Source organism: Aeromicrobium endophyticum (genome assembly GCF_003586285.1).
Taxonomy (GTDB): Bacteria; Actinomycetota; Actinomycetes; order Propionibacteriales; family Nocardioidaceae; genus Aeromicrobium; species Aeromicrobium endophyticum.
Genome location: NZ_QUBR01000002.1, coordinates 263,823 through 281,856, shown reverse-complemented (window position 1 = coordinate 281,856; position 18,034 = coordinate 263,823). Strand labels below are relative to the sequence as shown.

Here is an 18,034-nt window from a genome sequence, read left to right as displayed (position 1 = left end):
GGTCACCTCAATCGGGATGACGTCCCGGAGCGGTCGACGCCTGCTCCTCCTCGCGGGCGAACGCCACTTTCGGCGCCAGCATGAGGACGATCGCGGCAATCAGCGCTGCCCCCGAGCAGACGCCCCACACCACGAGGTAGCCCGAAAGCGGGGCGTTGGTCGCCTCCTCGCCGAGCTTGTCGATCGAGCCGGTGGACGCGAGCGCGATCGCGAAGATCGACGAGGCGATCGCGCCGCCGATGACCTTGGTTCCGTTGGTCATTCCGGTGGCGATGCCGGTCCGCTCGGGAGGCGCCGCAGCCGCGGCTGCGGCCGGCAGGGACGCGACGAGCGCTCCTGAGCCGAGACCGGCGACGGCCATGTTGGTGATGGCCTGCAGCGTCGTGTCGTGGAACGGCAGCCACAACGCGTACCCGGCAGCGACGAGCAGGCAGGCCAGGATCAGCGTGCGCCGGACGCCGAGCAGCCGGGTCGTCACCGGCAGCGTGAACGCACCGATCGCGAGCGTGATGACGTAGACGCCGATGAGCGTCGAGACGAAGCCCGAGTCGGCGCCGAGGCCGTACCCGCGGACGTCCGGATCGGCCTGGGCGAAGGTCGACAGCGGGATCTGGCCTCCGAGCACGGGGATGCCGAACAGGAACGCCGTCACCTGCATCGGCCATTGGCTGGGGCTCGCGAGCAGGTCGACGTCCACGATGGGGTCGGCGACGGATCGCTCGTGACGCACGAACGGCACCAGCACGAGCACGCCGAGCACCATGACGACCCACGCGCGGACGCTGCCAGCGCCGTCGAGTCGCACCAGCACCAGGCCGGCCATCACCAGGCCGAGCGCCAGCGTGACGAGCGCGAGGCCCGTCCAGTCGATGCCGCCGGAGGACTCCCCCGGCGCGTCCTCGATGCCGAACCACACGGCCACCAGCACCAGGGTGACGACGACGGCCGGGACGGCGAGCACGACGTTCATGTCGAGGCCGTCGACGATGGCACCACTGGTGAGGGCGCCGATGATGACCGCCAGCTCGAGCGCGCCCACCAGCACCGCGGCGCCGCGACGGGTGAGCAGCGACTGACGTCCGGAATCGCGGGTGCGGCGGTGGATGATGGCGATCTCGAGCGGCAGCCAGATGATCGCGGCACCTTGCAGGGCCCAGCCGATCAGGAAGGTCGTGAAGCTCGGCGCGACGACCGTGATCCACGAGCCGAGCGCCGTGACGGCCGTCGCGAGCACCAGCACCCTCTTGTGCCCGATGAGGTCACCGAGCCGCGCCAGCAACGGGATCGCGAGCGCCGAGACGATCAGCTGCGCCGCCTCGAACCAGTTGATGTCGCCCTCGGTGATGTCGAGGTGCTGAGCGATCTGCGGATAGATCGGCGTGTAGTAGCCCTGCAGGACGCCACTGGCGATCTCGACCGCCACGAGGAAGCCGACGACCGCTCCGAGCCCCTGCGCTGCGGCCTTGCCGCTCCCGCCGGTTGAGCCTGTCGAAGCCCTCACGCCGGCAACCTCTCGATCAGCCGGCGGTACCACCGGACGCCGTCCAGGAAGGCGTCCACGCCCAGGTGCTCGTCGTAGGAGTGGATCGACTCGCGCTGCGCCTTGGTCATCCGGAACGGCGCGAAGCGGTAGACGCGCGGGCAGATCGCGGCGAAGAAGCGCGAGTCGGTGGCGGCCATCATGACGTACGGCGACGGGACGGCGTCCGGGAAGATCTCGGTGATCGTGCGCTCGATGAGCTCGAACGCGTCGTCCATCGGCGAGATGGGGCTGGGCTCGTTCTGCTCGACGACGTCGATCTGCACCTGGTCGTCGTTGACGGTCTTGCGGACGTGCTCGAGCACGCCGGCCACGGTGTCGCCGACCATGATGCGGATGTTGACGCCGGCCGTCGCGGTGGCGGCGATGACGTTGAGCGCGGGCGCGCCCGACAAGGTCGTGATGGCGAACGTCGTGCGCGTCATCGCAGCCGGCTCGGGGCCCGCGGCGATCAGCGCGCGGGTCATGAGCCGCTTGGCCCTGCCGGCGTTCTGCATGATCGGGCGCAGCGCGAGCGGTGCGTGCGCGCCCATGCGACGGAACAGCTCGATGGTCGGCTCCGGCACGCTGGCGGACATCGGCGAGCGGTCGATGCGCGTGATGGCACGGGCGATGCGGGCCGTGGGGCCCATCTTGGCGGGGGTGGACGCGTGCCCGCCGCGTCCCTCGGCCCGGAGCACGACCGACGTCACGCCCTTCTCGGTGACACCGATGACGCCGACAGGTGCGGCGACGCCCGGAAACGCCTCGCTGGCGATCGCTCCGCCCTCGTCGATGACGAACCAGGGCTGCACTCCCCTGGCCCGCAGCGCCTCGACGGCCAGCACGGCGGACGTGCCCGAGACCTCCTCGTTGCAGCCGAACGACAGCCAGACGTCCTGCGCGGGCACGAACCCGTCGGTGAGCAGCCGTTCGACCGCGGCGCAGATGCCGACGAGGCTTCCCTTGTCGTCCAGCGTGCCGCGACCCCAGATGGTGCCGTCGACGACCTTGCCGCTGAACGCCGGGTACTGCCACGCTCCCTCGACCGGGACGACGTCCAGGTGCGCCATCATCACGACGGGCTTCGCGTCGCTGGTGCCGGCCCATCGGAACAGCAGGCCGTGGGTGTCGACGCGCGTCAGCTCGAGGTGCTCGTGCAACAGCGGGAAGCGCCGCTCGAGCTCGGCCAGCGCCTCGTCGAACGCGTCCTCGTCGACCTTGGCGGGGTCGCGATCGCTGACGGTGGGGATCCGCACCAGGGCCTGCAGTGCTGCGACTGCCGCGTCGTCGTCCATGATCGGCAGACTAGCTGTCACGGCGGGTCAGCCGGGCGCGCTTCGGGACGTGCGACGATCGGTGAGCCGTCGAAGGAGGCCCCGATGTCAGAGCTGACCTACCCCGAGGTGGGAGCGACGGCGGGCGCGCTGCCGGCCGGCTACCACCACGTCCGCGCCTCGCGCCTGGTCGGACGCGGACGGGACGCTTTCGAGGCCGCAGCATCCGATCTGCTGTCGTGGCGCACGCACGAGCACGCTGGCGTGCGGAAGGTGTCCGGCCCAGACGTCGCCACCGTCGGACGCGACGTCGCGTTCCGCTGGCTGACGCTGCGCTTCGAGTGCCGCGTCGTCTCGGTCATCGACGAGCCGGACCGGCGCGGGTTCGCCTACGGGACGCTCGCAAGGCACCCCGAGTGCGGCGAGGAGCGTTTCGTCGTCGAGATCGACCCCCTGACGCAGGAGGTCACCGCGACCATCACGGCGTTCTCCAAGCCGTCCGGGTGGTTGGCCCGAGCCGGCGGCCCGGTGGCGCGCGTCGTCCAGGCCCACATGACCCGGCGCTACCTCGCGTCGCTCGATCAGAAGTAGGGGCGGAGACCAGGTCTCCGCCCCTACTTCTCAGTCGTGCCCTACTTGACCCGCAACGTCCGGGTCGTGGACGTCTTGCCCTTCACGTCGCCGCCTCCGGAGTAGACCACCTTCAGGCGGTGCTTGCCCTTGCCCAGCTTGGGCAGGGTAAAGGTTCTCTTCCCCTTGTCCTTGGCGCGGAACGTGACGGTCTTCAGGGTCTTCGACCCCTTCTTGACCCGGATGGTCCCGAGCGGCCCGGAGACGCCGGACGCCTTGACGGCCACCGTCACCTTGCCGTTCTTGCCGGCCTTGATCGAGCTCGACGAGAGCTTGAACGAGACGGCCGAGGCGATCTTCACCGGCACGCTGGGAGCGGGCTGGGTCGGGATCGGCTCGAGCGGCTCGACCGGGTTGGGGATCGCGTCGGCGTCGTAGGCCAGCGCCGGCGTGATCGTCGGGATCTGGCGACCCTTGGCGATCGTGTCGTACGCGTACGCCATGCCCAGCAGCTCGCCGTCCTGGAACGCCGCGCCCTGCAGCTGGAAGCCGATGGGCGTCCCGTTGGCGTTGACGCCGGCCGGGAAGATCGCCGTCGGGACACCGGCCGCGGACGACTGCGGGTCGAGACGTCCGAAGCTGTTGCCGATCGTGTCGTTGAGGTGGATGTCGCTCAGGCCCTGCGGGTACAGGACGGCATCGGCGCCGTTGTCCGACATCCACTTCTCCAGCAGGGCGCGGTACTGGGCTCGGTACGCCTCGAACGCCCGCTGCTGCTCGTTGGTCGAGCCGTTGCCGGTCGAGACCTGGTCGAGCGTCGTCGGTGCGTCCGGGTGCGCGGCGAACCACTGACGCCATCCCTCGTTGCCGAGGCTGCCGAAGTCGGGCCGCGTCGGCGCCGCGGGGGCCGCCGGGATCTGCTTGATCGTCGCGCCGGCCTGCTCGAACACCGCGAACTGCGCCTTCAGGGCGTCGCTCGTGACGGTCGTGCCGAACGGGTCGTCGTAGGCGCCGGCGGGGATGCCGATGACCTTGCCCTTGAGCGCGTCGGCCTTCAGGAACGTCCTCCAGTCCGACGGACGCTTGCCGTTCGCGACGTCGTCGAGCACGTCCGCCGGGTTGTCCGTCGTCGCCGAGGCGTTGAGCAGCAGCGACAGGTCGGGCAGCGACTGGGCGATGAAGCCCACGTAGTCCTGGATCAGCGTCAGCGGCATGGTGCCGTCGCTGGACTGCATGCCGTCCGTGCCACGCAGCGAGTAGAGGCTGCCGCCCCACGACGGACCCCACAGCGAGTCGCCGGTCTGGGTGCCGAGGGCTGCGGCGCCGAAGCTCGACGCGACGGCGACGGCCGATCCGCCGCTGGAGCCGATCGAGCTCTTGGACGGGTCGAAGGCGTTCCACACCTGGCCGTAGTGGCTCTCGCTGAAGTGACCGCTCTGCGCGAAGCGCGACAGGTTGGCCTTGCCGACGATGATCGCGCCCGCCTCACGCAGCTTCTTGACCTGGTACGAGTCGTCCTTGGGCGTCCACCCGTCGAAGAGGTCGGAGCCGCCGGTCGTGGGCATGTCCTTGGTGTCGATGATGTCCTTGGCCAGGATCGGCACGCCGAGCAGCGGGCGCTTGTCGCCGGCCTTGCGCGCGGCGTCCGCGGCACGGGCCTGCTTCATCGCGTCGGGTGCGACGGACAGCACCGAGTGCAGTCCGAACGCTCCGCGGTCGTAGGCCGCGATGCGGTCGAGGTACGCGCGGACGACCTGCTGCGAGTTGGTCTTGCGCGACTCGAAGTCGGCGAGCAGGGTCGTGATGTCCTTGCCGATGGGGTCGTACGGCGACGTCGTGGTGACGGTCTCGGCCTGCGTCGCGTTCTTGACCTCGTTGGTGATCGGCGCACGCGTGCCCGGGGTGCAGGCCGCGTCCGTGGTGCCGACGGCCGTCTTCGGGAAGTTGACGATCGAGCAGATCTCGCTGCTGCTCAGCCCCGACACGTCCGGCGACGTCAGCAGCGACGAGGCCGTGGCGCCGACGTCGGAGACGCTCGTGCCCCCCGTGACCACGTACTGCGCCAGCGAGACGGTGTCGCCCGGGGCGATCGTCAGGCCGTGCACGAACCCCGGGTGGTTGTTCTCGTCCGCGCCCGCCGAGGCGAAGCTGTTCTCGAACGGGTCGCGCAGGAAGTTGCCGACGCGGGTCAGCGCGCCGGCGGTGCCGGGCGTGCCGGTGACCGTCGCCGACGGACGTCGCGTGGGTCCGGCGGCCGTGTCGAACGACGCCCAGCCGTCGGCGGTCGTGATCGACGCGTCGCCGTTCGACGTCGTGGCGACCGAGGCCTTGTTGTTGCCGGTGCCGTAGCCGAGCTGGCCGCCGAAGGCGACGTCGACCACGACGGTCTTCTTCGTCGTGTTGGTGAACGAGTCGAGGAACCGACCGTAGGCCTTGTCCGTGCCGACCGTCAGGTTGCGCTGGACGACCACGCCGTCGACCTTCACGCCCTGCGTCGTGTCGAACGTGCCGCGACCGTCGTACGTGATGCCGAACCCGCGCAGCAGGATGCCGTTGAGCGGGCTGACGCCTCCCTGGACGTCGACGCGCAGGCCGCCGTAGCCCTGCAGGGCCCCGCCGGACGTCGTCCGGACGCTGCCGGTGTCGAGACCCGGGAACGACGCGTCGTGCACGGTCCAGGTCTGCGACCCGGCGAGCGTCGCGGTGTTCAGGGCGTTGGACGGGGCCGCGACGCTGATGGCACCGGCCACGAGGCCGCCGACGAGGACGGTGGGGATCAGACGTTGCCTGCGGCGCTGCCGCCGACTCGACTCGCGTGTCATGTGACTCCTTGATGGGGGGTGTCGGCCGCCCGGATCAGGGCGGCCGAGACCAGTACATCGACGGCGAGTCACCCGGGAGTTCCGTCTGCGTCAAGGCTTGGTTCTTCCAAATGAGACACCTGGGACGCACCGGTCCAGCCGTCGTCCGAGGTCACTCGTGCAGCACGCGCAAGGCGTCGTCAGACCCCTCGTCGGCGTGGGACGGGGGTCGGACCCGACCCAGCGCGGCGACCCGTTCGCCGATCACGAAGCCACGCAGGTCGGGGGTGCGCACGAGGTACTCGTTGGCCACCAGGTGCTTGAGGACGCGGTAGACGCCGGCCCGAGACATCGGCAGGTCGTCGACGAGCTGGCGTGCCGTCACGCCGGGCCCGATGCGGGCGACGGCCTCCAGCACCGCGAAGGCGCTGTCGACCGCGCTGGGCTGGCGAGCGAGGAAGTCATAGGAGTCAGACATCGGCGTGAGCCCCGTGCGGAGGTTCCGGACCGAGCACGACCTGCGAGGCCACGGCGGCGTCGTGCATGCCGACGTAGAGCTCGTCGAGGCTCGCCGCCGACCGGACGCGTCGCTGCATCAGCTGCCCGATGCCGGCGGCTGCCGCGAGGAGGCCGAGCGCCAGCCACGTGCCGTCGCGGAGCTCGGCCACCAGCTGCGTCACCGCCACGGCCACCGCACCGACACCTGCTGCCCCGGCACACAGCGCAGGCTTCCACGAGATCTCGTCGATCAGCCAGAGGAAGCGCGGCAGCGCGAAGGCCGCCGCCGCGTAGGCCACGCAGATCACCACGCCGCCGGACTGCTTGAGCTGCCACGCGAACGCGCCGATGTCGGTGCCCGTGACCATCGCCCCGACGGGAACCGCCAGGGCCAGGGGCGTCACCGCGAGGACAGCGGCGAACGGCACGCCATGGCCGTCGACGCGACCCAGCCAGCTGGGCAGGACGCCCTCGCGAGCCAACGAGAACAGCAGCCGGGCCAGGGCGGACCAGACGCACATGGCCAGAGCCAGGAGCGACGTGGCGAGGACGAGCAGCACGAGCGCGTCCGCGACTGAGGTCGCCTGGCCCGGTGCGAACCACCGCCAGCTCCAGATGGACGGCGCGTCCGCGGGGCGGGTCGTCGCCACGAGGTTCGCGAGCACGAACAGGCCGGCCGCGACCAGCAGGCTGTTGCGCAGGGCCCACGGCACGTCGTGCAGCGGTCGCTTGGTCTCCAGCGCCAGGGAGGCCGAGCTCTCGAACGCCAGCGTCAGCGTCACGACCCCGGCGGCGCCGAGCAGGATGCGTGTCGGTGAGGCACCGTCGAGCGACAGGGCGGTCCACGACGGCAGGCCGTAGCGCGTCGTCCACGTCCACAGGACGATCGCGAGCACGACGAGGCTGACGGCCTCCACCGCCATCACGACCCGGCTCGTCCACTGGATGCCTCGGCGCATCGCGAACAGGCACGCCAGCACGCAGGCGACGAACACGGTCGCGACGCGTAGACCACCGCCCGGGGTGTCGGGCAGGCCCGCGTCGATCGCGGCGTCGAAGCGCCCCGACGCGTCCGTGAGCCCGAACCCGATGATCGCGCCGTAGCCGATCATGAGGGCCCCACCGACGACGAGAGCCGGTAGCGGGCCGAAGCCCTTCGCGACGAAGGTGTAGAGAGTGCCCGCGGACGTGAACCTCGAGGCGAACTCGCCGAACGTCGACCCGAGCAGCCAGACAAGGCCGAAGCCGAGCAGCGTGCTGATCCAGAAGCCGGGGCCGACCATGCCGGGCAGGGCGAGTCCGGTGCCCAGTGCGGTCAGCGACGGCACCAGCACCGCCACCGAGTGGGCCAGCACGTCGGCGCTACCCACCTCGCGGCGCGCCACCCCGTCGAAGACGGACCGGTCGCGGAACCTGAGCGACGGCCGCGGCCGCGCAGCCCGGTCTCGGCTGCTCATGCGTCGTGAAATTCTGTGGTGTCCATGCCGGACGTCACGCTAGGACGACAGTGTGACCATCCGGATTGCTGCGGGTTTCGGCGTCGTTACGTCGTTCCTCGACGCGCCACTTCGAGGGTGGACACGAAGAGCGTCGAAACGCTCGGGCGGACCCGAGACCCAGCAGCATGCGACTATTGCGACCCAAACATGTCTCCCCGTCTAGTTCTTGGAGCACCCAATGCATCCATCCGTACGCATCGACTGCCTGAAAGATGTCGTTCACACTGCCAAGAAGAAATACCCGGTATACGTCGGGTTCGCTAGGCCATCCGATCTAGTGAAGGTGGCAGTTGCGCCAGCGTACGGAACAAATGACCCACATCGCGAGATTGCTCAACGTGTTCTTCAGCCCCCGGTGAGCAGCTGGCAGCGCCCTTTGGAAAATGCGCGAGTGACTGCCATAGCTGACGTCTTCTCTAGCAGCGACGAAATCATGCCCAACCCAGTCCTACTTAGCGCAAACATAGATCACGCTGGCCTAGAACCGAAGGTGCTGAACGCTCCCGACGGCACCCCTACCACTCTTTGGCAAATCGACGTGCCCATTCCTCAAGAGTCCGATGCAAAGCCTTTATGGATCCTGGACGGGCAACACCGAATAAACGGCCTTGCCAAGAGTTCTCAGGCCGATAACCCCATTCCGATCGTCCTCCTGCTGAACGCTCCCGGCCAGACCGCCTACAGCGGTCGGGACTTTGCACATATCTTTGCACAGGTCACTGTTACAGCAAAGGGCTTGAATCCCATTCACGAGGAATGGCTGACGTACTCGTACGAATTGGATCGGTACGCACCCACCGTTGCCGGCTCCGAGGCTCACCGATCTTCATTCGAAGCGGTTGCGCACCTCTGCGGCGACGTGTCATTTTCGACGCCCGACCCGAATCCGTGGCTCAACGGCATCGTCTTCAACCCGGAGCAAGGAACAACCCCTCCAGCAACGTTGGCGGGGTTCCATTACTCGAGCCCGGAACTGAAGGATCTCATCCTCAAACACTTTTATCTACAAAACGGCATCCTCGACCCGCAGGAGCTGGCCGAGCAACTTGCTCTCGCCTACAGCGCTTTAACGAAAGCAATCGCAATGCCGCACGACGAAAGCGTATTCTTTGGCAAGGGAACTTACGCGCACAAAGTAATGCAAGACGGCTTCATTGTTGGTGTTTTGCGTCGGCTGGCCCACTTGGGTCCACCCAATTCCTGGCTCGACCTGTTTAGGTCTCTGAACTTCCACAAGACCGACTGGAACTTCAACACCTGGGCCTCGACGCGGGGTGGAAACGCCGGCAACACGTCAAGGAAACTCGCTGAAACGATTTTTCCAAACGTGATGATTCAAGGAATCTTGCCAGACGACATCGACAACCTCGCCGACTACTTTCGTGGGAATAACGCGCAAGTTACCGTCCTTTTCAGGCACACCACAACGGAAGGCCGACCGATCAAGAAGGACTATCTTTTGGTGAAACTCATGAACGGCAACAAGCCAACTCGTGATATTGGGGATCGGCGACACATGAAGATTTTGCAGCCAGGACGCGAGTGGTCCGGCGCTCAGTCGTCCCCAAACGTCGGAAAGGTTGAGGCATATGAGCCAAACGCCATGGGACGGCCGCGCAAATTTTCAGCCCTCACAGGCAGTGGAATCAATTTGGCCGAATTAGACAGCACGTCGCTCGAAGTCAACATCAGCATGGAACACTACGGCGCCGAGTTTGGCAATGCGAGTCTGACAGTTAAATGGTCTTGACACCATCAGAGCGCGTGGGTTACGCGCGTGAATACCTTCACGAGCTGGATCGAATTTCACTATCGGAGTGGCCTGACCTTATCTCGATGGAGGCGGAGGCGTCGACAGCGGGACCGAGGACTTTTGCTTTGATCCACCCAACGTGGCTAAGACTACTATTCACGCCCGAACTCCAGCGAACAATCCTAGGGCCACGACAATTCGCATCCACATTAGGCGCCACGCCTGCAGGCGAATGCCAAGCGGCGGATCTGTGGGGGTACGAATGTCGACTAACAACGTGGGACAGCCCCGAATCGGACCACTTATTTCCGGCCTCTCTGGGCGGTCCTTCCTCGTACGACAACCGGATAACCCTGTGCCGCTTGCACAACCGTGTCAAGTCAAGCGATGTTCACGTGTACCCTTCCTGGACTCTGCGGCACAACTGGCTTGACCACGCCCTCCGCACTCGAAGAACAGCATTGAGGCACGCGATACAGTGAATTCTGATGTGTGCTTTATTTGGACGGGTCACTAAAAGCGATACATTCGAGAAAATTTTGAACACCCTAACGAATCTCTGTGCTGGCGTGGATCACGCTCCGTACAACTTGTTAAGGCAGAAAGTCTGTGGCCGCTAGCAAGCACAAGGCGCTAGGCGCCTAGTTCCTAGTTCTCGCCTCGGTCAACAGAACTATCCTCGAGCAAGGCTGGCCGGAGTTACTCAGTGAACGTAGCTCTCTGCGAACAGCTCGGCCGACCGCAGCCGCTGCTCGACGGTCGCCCCCTGGTGGGTGACGATCAGCTCGTCGACACCGGTCTCCTCCACGAAGTGCTCGACGTGCTTGAGCACGACGTCGGGGGTGCCGGCGGCGCTGTACGTCATCATTTCACGCAGGTGCTGGCCCTGCGGCGACGCGAGCACCTCGTCGGCCTGCTCGTCGGTGTACTTCGTGCCCGGGCGCAGGAGCAGTGCCACGCGGCTTCGAGCGACCTCGAGCTGCTGGCGCTCGGCGGCGGCCTGGTCGTCGGCGGCGAAGACGTTGTACGCAGCCATCAGGTAGGGCTTGTCGAGCTGCTCGGACGGCTTGAACTCGCTGCGGTACAGCGCGATCGCGTCGTGCAGGGCGGCCGGCGCGAAGTGCGACGCGAAGGCATACGGCAGGCCGAGGGCCGCAGCCAGTCCGGCGCCGAACAGCGACGAGCCGAGGATGTAGAGCGGGACATTCGTGCCGGTGCCCGGGTAGGCGGAGACGTCCGGGATGCGTGACTCGCCGCGCAGGTAGCCCTGCAGCTCGAGGACGTCCTGGGGGAAGGCGTCCGACGACGTGGCGTTGCGCCGGAGGGCGTGCATCGTGTTCTGGTCGCTGCCGGGTGCGCGGCCCAGGCCGAGGTCGATGCGTCCGGGGTGAAGGGTCTCCAACGTGCCGAACTGCTCGGCGATCGTCAGCGGCGAGTGGTTCGGCAGCATCACTCCCCCGGAGCCGAGCCGGATGGTGCTGGTGTGGGCGGCCACGTGAGCGATCAGCACCGACGTCGCAGACGACGCGATGGACGCCATGTTGTGGTGCTCGGCGTACCAAACCCGCTGATAGCCGAGTCGTTCCGCCGTCTGCGCCAAAGCCACGCTGCCGGCCAGCGCCTCGGCGATCGTCTGGTCCTTGCCGACGGTGGCGAGGTCGAGGATGGAGACCGGCACAGACATGAAACACCCTTCATCGACTAGGTGATGCCGACCGGCACCACCTACTCAATGACAACTCGTCGGGCACCAAATTCCATCCCGTCCTCGCGTCGTCAACCCTGGATGATTCGCGGAGCACCGGCCTGAGCCGCTGCCGGCCTGCCGAGGAAGAATCCGGACGCGAGATCCACCCCGACCTCGCGCAGCAGCTCGAGCTGTCTCGGCGTCTCGACGCCTTCGGCGACGGTTTCCACGCCGAGCGTCCGTGCGAGGCGGACGACCACGTCGACCGTCGCGTAACCGAAGGGGGTCTCGATCTCGGACACGAAGGACCGGTCGATCTTCAGCAACGAGACCGGCAGCGAGTTCAACCGCGACAGCGAGCTGTATCCCGTGCCGAAGTCGTCGATGGCGACGAGCACGCCTGCTTCGTGCAGGTGCCCCAGCTCCTGCACCGCGACGTCCTCGTCCGCCAGCACGGACTCGGTCACCTCGATGCCGATCCGATGCGCGGGCACGGCTTCGCGCGCCAGGAGCTTGAGCACCGAGTCGGCGTACCCGGGCGTGAGCTCACGGCCCGAGACGTTGACCCAGACGGTGAAGTCGGGCAAGGCACTCCACTGGTGCGCCTGGCGAACGGCGAGCTCTAGCAAGTGACGTCCCAGACGATGGATGAGACCGCACTCCTCGGCCAGCGGGACGAACACCTCGGGTGACACCGCTCCCCGCTCGGGATGAGTCCACCGCGCGAGTGCCTCGACCCCGCGGAGCGCGCTGTCGGCCGCAGCGAAGCTCGGTTGGAAGTGCAGCACGATCTCGTCGTCGGCCACGGCGTCACGCAGGTCGGACTCGAGGGCGATTCGTTCGAGCAGCCGCTGGTGGCCCTCCCCGTCGAACCATGCCACCTGGTTGCGACCTGAGTCCTTCGCGCGGTACAGCGCCACATCCGCGTCGCGCAGCAGATTCTCGATCGTTGCTCCGGGGCTCGACGCGGCGATGCCGATGCTCAGCGTGGTCGTGAGGTGATGCCCGCCGACGTCGAACGTCTCGTTGATGACGCTGCGCATGCGCTCGGCGGCGGCCTCTGCCTCGATCGGGCTCGCGTCACGCAGCAGCACGACGAACTCGTCACCGCCCTGACGCGCGAGAACGCCGCCCTTCCGGACCTGGCCGGAGAGCCGTTCACCGATCTTCACGAGCAGCGCGTCCCCGACGGCGTGACCCAGGGAGTCGTTGACCAGCTTGAACCTGTCGACGTCCATGAACAACACGATGACCGGCGCATCAGACGCGTCTCCGGCGTCGTTCGCTGCGTGGGCGTCGTTGATCGCGGCTCGTGCCAGTCGGGCGAACTCCCCGCGGTTCACCAGACCCGTCAGCGGGTCGTGCGTGGCCTGATACGCGAGCTGCTCGCGGGCACGCTCGGCCTCTTGGCGCAAGATCCGTTCGGTCTCGAGCAGGCGCTCGCGTTCTTCGTGACGCGCGCGGCGATCGGTGACGTTCTGGAAGTAGATGAGGATCCCCTCGGCGGCGGGCTCCACGCGCACCTCAACCCAGATGTTGAGCCGGTCGGGGTAGAACTCCTCGAACCGTTCGCCGACCCGCTCGTCCATGACCCGGCGGTAGACCTCCTCGAACCGCGACCCTGCGGCCGCGGGATACGCCTCCCAGACCGTGCGGCCGAGCAGTTCTGCTGTGGTGCTCTCGAGGATCTCCTGGCCCTTGCGGTTCACGAAGACGAATCGGAACTCGCGGTCGAGCAGGATGAAGCCGTCGCTGATCGAGTCGAGCATCGCGGACAACCGTCCAGCCGACTCGTGGGCGCTCGTGACGTCGACCGTCACTCCTCGCGTCTCGATCATAGTCCCCTCGTGGTCGCGCACCACGTCGGTGGTGCGCGACAACAGGTGCCGGACCGATCCGTCGTCAAACACGATGCGGTACGCGTTCTCGGGCAGCGTTCCCTCAGGGAACTGCGCGAAAGCCTCCAGCGAGGGACCCAGGTCGTCCGGATGGACCCGGCGAAGCCACGCCTCTAGCCCCGTCTCGCCCGGGAGCGGAGCGAACATCTCGGTCAGCCGGTCGTCCCACGACAAGTCACGCGTGGCGGCGATCCACGAGTAGAGACCGATGCCGCCGTACTGCATCGCGGTCCCCCACGAGCTGGCCCGGGCCTCCGACCGGGCGGAACGCTCATGCTCTTGTGACATGCCTCACGGTAACAGCGCAAGGAGGCCGGCGGCCGCAACCTTAAAGTCCAGAACGCTGCTGCGGAACGAGGTCAAACAGCGTCCACGCCTTCACGAGCAGCACGACGCTCCCCGGCTAACGTGCAGAGCTTAGGATCTGACAGTGGGCGAAGGGCGGACGTCCACCCCTCATCCCCCTTCCGCACTGGATCGCGTCAGCCACCCGTTGTGCCGAATAGGCGATCTGCAAGTTCTTCGATGCCGCTCACTCGCTCAAGCTCGCCCAGCGGCAGCACCCGAATCCCGCTCCGCTCATTCTTGACTCCCTGCGCGTTCGCCTTGGCGTGCTTGGCGACACGGTCTCCCAGCGGCGGGAGGGGTTGACCAGGCTGTCCCCCGAACCACCGGTAGTCGATCTCTAGTGAATTGCGATCCGCCGCTTTCGCCCACTCCATCCAAATCACACATCCGGAGGCGCGCTCGCTCAGCTTTGTGTTGATGTTCAATCTGGCACTCCTGCCCCCGCGTCGCCTGGCCTTCAACTGGACGTGCCTCAGAACGCTCGTCGTCTCCAGGACCAAGTCGAAGCCGAAGGCGTCTAGAGACGAGTGCATGACATCGACGATCTCGCTCCTCCCGAACCACATCTGCTCGAGCAGATCGCGGAGGAACGCCGTCTCGATCATCTTCTCGAAGGCAGACGAATTGCTCATCTCGTCGATCTGCCTGGTGGTCAAGCCAACGTTCTCATCGTCGGAAGAAGGTAAGTCAGTCATGCTCACCACCCTGGCACGGGTATCGTCGTTCGACGGGCAGCCGGTAGGCCAGGCTGAACCAGATGCGAACGGCGAAGCCGAGCATCGTGCTGCCAAGCTCTGAGGCGCACTCGGCTACAGCGCGTCCTGCATGTGCTGAAATGTGCTGGCCAGATACGGTCCAACACATGAACGGACGACAGCAAGCGATCTTCCTCCCTGCCGAGTCGTACGAAGAAGCGACCTCGCGCCTTCTGGCCCTCACGGGCGGCGCGCCTGTCGGCGGCTCGCCCGGCGGGTCGAGGGGGGTACGCGCCGCACTGTCCATACTCGCCGAAGCACTGGATGAGGACGAGGACCCATCTTGGACGAGTGCCAAGATCGCTGAACGTCTGGCGAATCGACTCGATGTCGTCTGGCCACCGGCTTATGCCGTCAAGACAAGCGTCTCCCTCGCCGGTGTGAACGCGTTGCTGCAGGCAACAGCCGACGCGTACGCCGAGCAGTCTCTGAAACGCGTCGCAGCGCGGTCGTTGCCGGGTTTCCACGGGCGCGAATGGGCAGCTTTCAACCCAGCACGGTCGAAGATCGAAGCCGTGACGCGGATAGCCGCCCTCACGGACGCACCGAGGGAGTGGCTCGGCCCTGGTTCGAAGGAGCACAAGAGCGCCCTGCTCAACCTGGCGCACAATTTGTTTCCACACGACAATCGAATCGACACGAGCAGCAAGCACCGGCTCGGCGCCTCTCTGGCCGAAGCGCTGAACGTTCCGTGGTCCTCGGACTTCACGGCAACCGGCCAGACCATCAAGCTTCCTGGGCTCAACGCGCTTCTCGCCGGCACCGAGCGGCACTTGGGTCGGCTAGGTGAGGCTGTCACTGACGCGGTTGGAACGCCCGAAGCGGAGGGTGACGCGCTCTCCGCGGCTCTGCTGGCATCGATGCCTGTGCACTGGGATGGTCGGCAAGCGGTCGAGTGGCTGGCGAGAAGAAGTCTTCGTGGGTCGAACGATCTTGAGTGGCAAGGGTTCTACGGCGAGGAAAGGGCCAAGGCCATCCTGAATGCTTCGTTCTCACCGAAGGTACCCGGACCTATCCGTTCCTACGGCCCAACGGTTTTTGATTACGGACTCTCATGGGTCTGGGACATCAAGGTGCATACCGCTTTCCAGACCGATGGCGCGTCCATCAAGCGCGCGAGCGACGTGATGGTGCTGAATGACGAGCGTGCCGTCCGCGCATGCGTAGATGAGCAAGGCCTCGGTTTTCTCGTGGTGAGCGGACAAGCCACGATGGACCACACCGGTGAGTTCAAGGCATGGCACGACGCGTGGAAGCTGAATCGCTCCGGCAGGCAGGCTGCGCCATCCAACTCGGGCGTCAGCAGGACCAGGAAGACGGCGTTCACGCCCTTGCAAGTAGACGCCTACTGGGTGCCAGACAAGTTGGCGCTTGAGGCGGCCATTCTTGCGGGTCAGCTGACTCCACGAGCCCAGGGACGCCAGGCTCCCAAGATCAAGGGAGGCCCAGGAGCGCCTCGCCCCCCGAAGTTCGACATGAACATCGTGAAGGCGAACAACGGCATCCGCGTCGCCTCCTACGAGTGGCCCGAACAAGAATCTCTTGCATGACGGAGAGTGTCGAGCCAAGCAATCAAGCCAGCGATGAAGCTCGCTCGGCCGATCGCGCAAGTATCAACGAACCGCGCCGCATCAGCCCGGGCGGACGCTTGTCTGCGAAGATGTCGACGCTCGCTCGCCAAGACACCGCTCCGGAACTTGCGCTGCGGTCAGCCCTGCACGCAATGGGCCTTCGCTACCGCGTCCAGGTCCATGTGCCCGGCAACCGTCGTCGCCGCATGGACATCGCCTTCACCAAGGTGAAGGTGGCTGTCTTCGTCGACGGGTGCTTCTGGCACGGCTGCCTGGCACACGGCACCCGTCCAACGACCAACCGTGAGTGGTGGGACTGGAAGATCGAGGGCAACAAGGCACGCGATGAAGACACGAATCGTCTGCTTGCAGAGCACGGGTGGGAGGTCATCCGCGTCTGGGAGCACGAGTCTGCTGTTGACGCGGCTGTCCGTGTCCGCCAAGTCGTCGAGGCTAGACGAAGGCCCTCGTGATCTCCTTCAGCGCCTCGTCCGCGTTCGCAGGAGTCGATGCCGCAAGGCTTTCCCAGCGCGGACCAGAACGGGCCATCTGCGACCGAAGCACGTGGTAAGCCACGCCAACGTTGACTCCATTGCCCATCTGCTTGTACGTGAGCGCATCGGGCTGGCCCGGGAAGTCGTAGGAGTCCGGGAGCCCTTGCAGGCGCGCGGCTTCACGGGTTGTCAGACGACGTAACGGCGAGCCGAGGATGGTGGTCTGGGTGATCGCGACGAGCGCCGGCACATAGGTCGCACGCTTTGCTCGGATTCCTGACGGGCGGAAATGCATGATGCACTCCTCGAGGGACTGCGCGTCCTGCGCCTGCCACTCGAACTTCCTCCGGGACGCAGGCATGTCCTGAAGACCATCGAACTCTGCTAGCCATGGGTTCAGCACCGACCTGTAGCGGGTGTAGAACTCTGAATTCTTGCGGAGGAAGTTCGCCTTCCAACGCGGCGTCTCCTCAGGAACAAAGAGTTCGTCCTCGTGCACGAACTCGTCGACCCAGATCGGAAAGCCAGGGAGTTTGGGGATATCGACGGCGCGCAGACGCCGGACGAACTCGGACCACACATGAACCCAGTGCTGCTCAGCCGCGGTAAGCTCGTAGTTGGCGCGATCCTCGATCTCGTCCTCGGCCTGAAGGATGTCTTTGACCAGCGACCACTGCTGCGGGTCCCAGCCCGGCAGCGGTCTGTTGGTGACGATCGGCTCGACCTCGTCATGTGCCGTGTCGTTGCCGACGTACGTCCCGACGATGAAGACGCGCTCACGAATCTGCGGTCGTCCGCCCATGTCGGGCGGGAGCAGGTGCGGGGAGAAGACGGCCGGCGTGGAGGAGACCTGGTAGCCAAGGTCGCGCAGGCTGCGGATGATCACGTCCCACTCGTGGGTGTGACGCGGACCCGCGATGTTGCGCACATTCTCGAGCAGGACTAGCGACGGGCGGTGCTCCTCGAGAATTCGGCAGATGTTCCAGAACAGCGTGCCGCGGGCTTCGTCCATCCCCCGCTGAAACCCAGACTTGGAGAACGGCTGGCACGGAAATCCGGCCGCGAGGACGTCGTGCTTGGGCACCTTCACGACGGGTTCGGTCTCGGGGACGATGTCGCCGTGAACCTCCATCTCCCAGTTGTGCTGGTAGATCTTGGCGGCTGCCTCGTCGATCTCTGACGCGTAGACACACTCACCACCCAACGCGCTGAGCGCGGCATGAAAGCCGCCAATGCCGGCGAAGAGGTCGATGAACGTGAAGGCTGGATCTTTCGAGCTCATGTTCGAATCTTATTCCTCGCCGGCGACAGCCTCTGGGATTGAACTGGGTGTCTGTGGATGGGCCCCGACCGGGCCGGTCGGG

Annotated in this window: 13 protein-coding genes; 4 read left to right on the top strand and 9 right to left on the bottom strand. The window is 66.3% G+C overall.

Annotated elements, in window-relative coordinates; genetic code table 11:
• Positions 1 to 7 precede the first annotated feature (7 nt).
• Together DX116_RS11920 and DX116_RS11915 are read right to left on the bottom strand one after the other, a co-directional pair.
• Positions 8 to 1,501 carry an MFS transporter gene (locus DX116_RS11920; protein ID WP_119704489.1) on the bottom strand — a complete coding sequence of 498 codons (1,494 nt, stop codon included), beginning with the start codon at positions 1,499 to 1,501 and terminating at the stop codon, positions 8 to 10.
• Positions 1,498 to 2,817, bottom strand: coding sequence for a M20/M25/M40 family metallo-hydrolase (locus tag DX116_RS11915; protein WP_119704488.1), 1,320 nt, complete (start codon positions 2,815 to 2,817; stop codon positions 1,498 to 1,500). The genes DX116_RS11920 and DX116_RS11915 overlap by 4 nt, the downstream gene beginning before the upstream one ends.
• Positions 2,818 to 2,901: 84 nt before the next feature.
• Here DX116_RS11915 and DX116_RS11910 point away from each other — a divergent pair, with 84 nt between their 5' ends.
• Positions 2,902 to 3,387, top strand: a complete 486-nt coding sequence (locus DX116_RS11910; protein WP_119704487.1) for a DUF1990 domain-containing protein — start codon at positions 2,902 to 2,904, stop codon at positions 3,385 to 3,387.
• 41 nt (positions 3,388 to 3,428) lie between these two features.
• Here DX116_RS11910 and DX116_RS11905 read toward each other — a convergent pair whose 3' ends face one another.
• The 3 genes from DX116_RS11905 to DX116_RS11895 form a co-directional block, all read right to left on the bottom strand.
• Positions 3,429 to 6,188, bottom strand: coding sequence for an amidase family protein (locus DX116_RS11905; protein ID WP_119704486.1), 2,760 nt, complete (start codon positions 6,186 to 6,188; stop codon positions 3,429 to 3,431).
• 151 nt (positions 6,189 to 6,339) lie between these two features.
• On the bottom strand, positions 6,340 to 6,645 hold the full coding sequence (locus DX116_RS11900; RefSeq protein WP_119704485.1) for a MarR family transcriptional regulator: 306 nt from the start codon (positions 6,643 to 6,645) through the stop codon (positions 6,340 to 6,342).
• On the bottom strand, positions 6,638 to 8,122 hold the full coding sequence (locus DX116_RS11895; RefSeq protein WP_119704484.1) for an APC family permease: 1,485 nt from the start codon (positions 8,120 to 8,122) through the stop codon (positions 6,638 to 6,640). Before DX116_RS11895 ends, DX116_RS11900 begins: the two co-directional genes overlap by 8 nt.
• 220 nt (positions 8,123 to 8,342) lie before the next feature.
• On the opposite strand from DX116_RS11895, the gene DX116_RS11890 reads away from it, so the two are divergent.
• Positions 8,343 to 9,914, top strand: a complete 1,572-nt coding sequence (locus tag DX116_RS11890; protein ID WP_119704483.1) for a DGQHR domain-containing protein — start codon at positions 8,343 to 8,345, stop codon at positions 9,912 to 9,914.
• Positions 9,915 to 10,620: 706 nt separating this feature from the next.
• Here the strand turns inward: DX116_RS11890 and DX116_RS11885 are convergent.
• From DX116_RS11885 to DX116_RS11875, 3 genes are all read right to left on the bottom strand, one after another.
• The gene (locus DX116_RS11885) at positions 10,621 to 11,601 is read right to left on the bottom strand and encodes an LLM class flavin-dependent oxidoreductase (protein ID WP_119704482.1); all 981 of its coding nucleotides are present in this window, start codon (positions 11,599 to 11,601) and stop codon (positions 10,621 to 10,623) included.
• Between the two features lie 92 nt (positions 11,602 to 11,693).
• Positions 11,694 to 13,790, bottom strand: coding sequence for a putative bifunctional diguanylate cyclase/phosphodiesterase (locus DX116_RS11880; RefSeq protein WP_119704481.1), 2,097 nt, complete (start codon positions 13,788 to 13,790; stop codon positions 11,694 to 11,696).
• A gap of 194 nt (positions 13,791 to 13,984) precedes the next feature.
• A complete protein-coding gene (locus tag DX116_RS11875) occupies positions 13,985 to 14,545 on the bottom strand; it encodes a hypothetical protein (protein ID WP_147393658.1) in 561 nt (186 codons plus the stop codon).
• Between the two features lie 167 nt (positions 14,546 to 14,712).
• Here DX116_RS11875 and DX116_RS11870 point away from each other — a divergent pair, with 167 nt between their 5' ends.
• On the top strand, positions 14,713 to 16,155 hold the full coding sequence (locus DX116_RS11870; protein ID WP_147393657.1) for a hypothetical protein: 1,443 nt from the start codon (positions 14,713 to 14,715) through the stop codon (positions 16,153 to 16,155).
• Positions 16,152 to 16,649 (top strand): very short patch repair endonuclease, encoded by a 498-nt coding sequence (locus tag DX116_RS11865; RefSeq protein ID WP_119704478.1) that lies wholly within the window; start codon positions 16,152 to 16,154, stop codon positions 16,647 to 16,649. Before DX116_RS11870 ends, DX116_RS11865 begins: the two co-directional genes overlap by 4 nt.
• Here DX116_RS11865 and DX116_RS11860 read toward each other — a convergent pair.
• Positions 16,630 to 17,952 (bottom strand): DNA cytosine methyltransferase, encoded by a 1,323-nt coding sequence (locus DX116_RS11860; RefSeq protein ID WP_119704477.1) that lies wholly within the window; start codon positions 17,950 to 17,952, stop codon positions 16,630 to 16,632. The genes DX116_RS11865 and DX116_RS11860 overlap by 20 nt on opposite strands.
• Positions 17,953 to 18,034 lie beyond the last annotated feature (82 nt).

What these genes read in the sequence shown, in the direction of transcription:
- DX116_RS11915 (WP_119704488.1), bottom strand. Translation starts at nt 2,817, where the DNA reads ATGGACGACGACGCGGCAGTCGCAGCACTGCAGGCCCTGGTGCGGATC.
- DX116_RS11910 (WP_119704487.1), top strand. Translation starts at nt 2,902, where the DNA reads ATGTCAGAGCTGACCTACCCCGAGGTGGGAGCGACGGCGGGCGCGCTG.
- DX116_RS11905 (WP_119704486.1), bottom strand. Translation starts at nt 6,188, where the DNA reads ATGACACGCGAGTCGAGTCGGCGGCAGCGCCGCAGGCAACGTCTGATC.
- DX116_RS11900 (WP_119704485.1), bottom strand. Translation starts at nt 6,645, where the DNA reads ATGTCTGACTCCTATGACTTCCTCGCTCGCCAGCCCAGCGCGGTCGAC.
- DX116_RS11895 (WP_119704484.1), bottom strand. Translation starts at nt 8,122, where the DNA reads ATGAGCAGCCGAGACCGGGCTGCGCGGCCGCGGCCGTCGCTCAGGTTC.
- DX116_RS11890 (WP_119704483.1), top strand. Translation starts at nt 8,343, where the DNA reads ATGCATCCATCCGTACGCATCGACTGCCTGAAAGATGTCGTTCACACT.
- DX116_RS11885 (WP_119704482.1), bottom strand. Translation starts at nt 11,601, where the DNA reads ATGTCTGTGCCGGTCTCCATCCTCGACCTCGCCACCGTCGGCAAGGAC.
- DX116_RS11880 (WP_119704481.1), bottom strand. Translation starts at nt 13,790, where the DNA reads ATGTCACAAGAGCATGAGCGTTCCGCCCGGTCGGAGGCCCGGGCCAGC.
- DX116_RS11875 (WP_147393658.1), bottom strand. Translation starts at nt 14,545, where the DNA reads ATGACTGACTTACCTTCTTCCGACGATGAGAACGTTGGCTTGACCACC.
- DX116_RS11870 (WP_147393657.1), top strand. Translation starts at nt 14,713, where the DNA reads ATGAACGGACGACAGCAAGCGATCTTCCTCCCTGCCGAGTCGTACGAA.
- DX116_RS11865 (WP_119704478.1), top strand. Translation starts at nt 16,152, where the DNA reads ATGACGGAGAGTGTCGAGCCAAGCAATCAAGCCAGCGATGAAGCTCGC.
- DX116_RS11860 (WP_119704477.1), bottom strand. Translation starts at nt 17,952, where the DNA reads ATGAGCTCGAAAGATCCAGCCTTCACGTTCATCGACCTCTTCGCCGGC.